The 3,716-nt window shown below is 49.2% G+C and carries 3 protein-coding genes and 1 pseudogene; 3 read left to right on the forward strand and 1 reads right to left on the reverse strand.

The window, feature by feature from the left end; translation table 11 throughout:
- The gene (locus MHN01_RS19915) at positions 1–936 is read right to left on the reverse strand and encodes a universal stress protein (protein WP_239412952.1); all 936 of its coding nucleotides are present in this window, start codon (positions 934–936) and stop codon (positions 1–3) included.
- 151 nt (positions 937–1,087) lie between these two features.
- Between MHN01_RS19915 and MHN01_RS19920 the strand changes: the two genes are divergently transcribed.
- The 3 genes and pseudogenes from MHN01_RS19920 to MHN01_RS19930 all read left to right on the forward strand — a co-directional run.
- On the forward strand, positions 1,088–2,011 hold the full coding sequence (locus MHN01_RS19920) for a LysR family transcriptional regulator (protein ID WP_239412954.1): 924 nt from the start codon (positions 1,088–1,090) through the stop codon (positions 2,009–2,011).
- Positions 2,012–2,137: 126 nt separating this feature from the next.
- On the forward strand, positions 2,138–3,112 hold the full coding sequence (locus tag MHN01_RS19925) for a nucleoside hydrolase (protein WP_239412956.1): 975 nt from the start codon (positions 2,138–2,140) through the stop codon (positions 3,110–3,112).
- Between the two features lie 263 nt (positions 3,113–3,375).
- Positions 3,376–3,716 (forward strand): annotated as a pseudogene (locus tag MHN01_RS19930) (catalase-peroxidase); the annotation flags it as partial.

Consider the following 3,716-nt stretch of genomic DNA (forward strand, 5'->3'; position numbering starts at 1 on the left):
CTAAACAAGAATTGGTGAGCGGAACCCCTTCGGCTTCAAGGTGATCACTGAGCACTGCAAATCATCAAGCATGGATTCAGCCGTATTTCCCATCAAAAAACCAGCTATCCCTGTTCTGGAAAGCGTCCCCATAATCACCAGATCGATTTCTTCCTTTCTGACAAAATCCGGTAAAGCCTTCCTCGCATCTCCCTCTAGCAAGCGAGAATGAACTGGAGTCGCCAGTTGCTCGTAGGGAAGCAGAAGGTTTCGCAATCGAGCCGCCCGCTCGCTACGCAGTTCCTTGGCAATTAGGGCAATATCCAAATCGGTACAGTGATTCCATTTTCGCAAATACCCCTCGGTCTCCAAGCGCCAGGCATGGCAAGGGTATAGACTGGCCTCATTGACAGAGGCAAACTCATGGGCCAAAGCTAGGATTGTTTCATTCAAGCCCTCCGGATCTTCCCCGGTAACATCAACCGACGCAACAACACGTTGAATCTTCGGCTGGTTGTGATGGATAGCCCAGATGGGCGTTGGGGATTTCCGCATCAAGTGCCGCGTCGTGCTTCCCCATTGACAGGCCGACTGTTTATGCACGCGATGGGTATCGATGATAATCAAATCGGCTTTCCCCTCCACCGCCGATTTGATGATTTCGATAAACGGAATGCCCATCCTTATCTGGGTACCAAATGTGATTTGGGGATATTGTTGCCGAAGTGCTGCAACATGTTCTTTCAACTGCTGATGATAAGTAGCTGTCGCCTTATCAAGTAGATCCAAAGTAGTGAAAGAGTGTTTGGTCAGCTCCTGAATTTCCTCAAGATCCTCGACAACAGTCAGTAACGTCACTACCGCCTTTTGCTGATCGGCAAACGCCAACGCTTGGTGAAAAGCTGGCCCCAATACCTGCTCGGGCGACACCGGAACCAGTAAACGTCGATAAGTCATAACGCCTCCGTTAATACCTGATTGGTAGTAATATTCATTCAACCTTTGTGCAGGCTCTACAGTGACGCAATCAACGCTTAAATAATAATTAATCTTTGACATGCTATGCATAGACTATTGTCTATATATGGATTGAATATATGGAAGTCATATGACTCAACACCTTCGGCGACGGTTAAATGCGATCCGTCCTTTGCACGTTTTTTTGACCGTGTACGAAGTCGGCTCAATTACTAAAGCAGCTGAGATGCTAAACCTGACCCAACCCACTATCTCTATTCAGTTGCGCAAGTTAACTGAAGTGCTTGGAACACCTCTATATAAACAGGTCGGACGAAAACTTGTTTTCACAGAAGCCGCCGAAATTGTTGCCTCACATAGTGTCGAGTTATTTGAAACCCTTAATCGGCTGGAAATATCACTGGCAGATCTTAATGAACTTAAAGCCGGTACTCTGCGCATAGCCGTTGTTACCTCAGCCAAGTATTTTATTCCCCACCTGCTCGGTTCTTTTTGCCAACAATATCCCTTGGTCGATATCGAGCTTACTGTCGGCAACAGAGCAAAAATCGTTCAACGCTACGAACAGGATCTGGATGATATCTACCTGTTTAGTCACCTGAATGAAGAAATGACAGGCAATGCCATCAGCTTTCTCGTCAACCCGCTAGTCGCGATTGCCCACTACCAGCATCCACTAGCCAATAAAGACCATATTGTTCCGGAAGAGCTGTGCCATTATCCCTATATTTCCCGCGAATATGGCTCTGGTACCCGGTACGCCATAGAGCACTTTTTCGAGGAAAGAGGCGTAAAGCTCAACCCACAAATGACGATTGAAAGTAACGAGGCCATTAAGCACTGTGTGATAGCCGGTCTTGGGGTTTCTATTCTGTCTGAATACGCAATCAGGTATGAACCGACACCTCACCTTGTGTCCCTGCCAGTCGAAGGATTTCCCATCCAAACAGCCTGGCACCTTGTTCGCTCGGCACACCGGATACAGACCGCACTGAGCGAAGCCTTCGTCGAGTTTATCCAGGAGAACGGCAAACACATACTGAGCCAGCAGTGATCATCCAGCAGCCACATATAATTACCTGATGTTTCATCAGTTTTCATATCTCCGTGAAGACAGTCACAGGCTATTGTGCAAATTGACGCTAAGATAAATACACCTCAATTGTTGGATACTTTCTCTATGCGTAAGAAGATTATTCTTGATACCGATCCGGGTATCGATGATGCAATGGCCATTTTATTTGCTCAGGCCCATCCGGATATCGACCTTGTCGGAATCACGACGGTGTATGGCAATGCCACCATTGAAAATGGCACACGTAACGCGCTCTACCTAAAAGAGAAATTCAACTTCAGTTGCGACGTTGCCAAAGGAACCGACAAGCCAATCCAGCGCCCGCCGGTTGGCGCCACTGTCGTTGTACACGGCGAGACAGGGTTTGGCGATCTCCACAGCAGCGAGCCCAAGCACGCTTGTGCCGATCCGCGTCCGGCCTATCAGTATATTATTGATACCGTTAAGGCCAATCCTGGCGAAATCACGTTGGTGACTGTCGGGCCGCTGACCAATATCGCCCTTGCTCTTGATGCTGCCCCTGAAATCACAAGTCTGGTGAAGGAAGTCGTTGTAATGGGTGGCGCTTTTGGAATGAACGGCCACCGTGGCAATGTTACCCCTTATGCCGAAGCAAATATTCACGACGACCCGCATGCGGCTGACAAGGTGTTTACTGCCGACTGGCCGGTGGTCATCGTAGGACTAGATGTCACAGAAGAGAGCTTCTTCTCTGCAGGTTATATCGACGGCCTAAAGGCCGAGGGCGGCAAAGTCGGTGAATTCATCTGGGACGTAAGTCGTTACTACCTGCGCTTTTATGCCAACAAACTGGGACTGGAAGGCTGCCATGTCCACGATCCGTCAGCCATTGCCTATGTTATCAAGCCGGAATTATTTACCCTTCGCGAAGGGCCGATTCGGGTCGTTACCGACGGACCGGCCGAAGGACTGACCCTGCAAAAGTTTGATGGTCGCCGTCATCAGACGGATGACTGGGCAGAGATGCCGGAACAAAAAGTCGGTATTGCTGTTAATGATAAGGAACTACTTGCCCTCTATCGCGACAGCATTATCAATTACAGTAAGCAGTTTGGGTAAGCCGCAACTTCCCAAAGCTTAAGCAGTTTCATCATTTTGCCCGGGCCAGAAAACTTATCGCAATTTCTGGCTTGGGCAACTCGCCCACCAGCATGATTGGTTTTACCGATTACAACAATCAGTATTTTCCATCACTTTTGCCCCCAAAAACGGGAGGTTCAGGCTTATATTTTACCTGTACCTACCACAAAGGGGTAACTCCCATGCGTAAACAGACGATCCCTCTGCTAGCCGCTATAGCGGTAGCTCTGTCTCCCCTCTTGATGGGCAGCCCTGCCTATGCACAGGGAGAGCCGAAATCGAACCAGTTCTGGTGGCCCGAGAAACTCGACCTTTCTCCCCTGCGACAGCATACTGCCTCGTCGAATCCAATGGGTGAAGAGTTCAATTATGCAGAAGCATTTAACAGTCTTGACCTGGGTGCCGTGAAAAAGGATCTGGATACCCTGATGAAAACGTCCCAAGACTGGTGGCCTGCTGACTACGGCCACTACGGACCGTTTTTTATCCGGATGGCGTGGCATAGTGCAGGCACCTATCGGGTTAGTGACGGGCGTGGCGGTGCCTATGGCGGGATGCAGCGTTTTGCTCCTCTGAACAGCTG

Origin of the sequence: Photobacterium sp. OFAV2-7 (assembly GCF_022347985.1) — a bacterium.
Taxonomy (GTDB): domain Bacteria; phylum Pseudomonadota; class Gammaproteobacteria; order Enterobacterales; family Vibrionaceae; genus Photobacterium.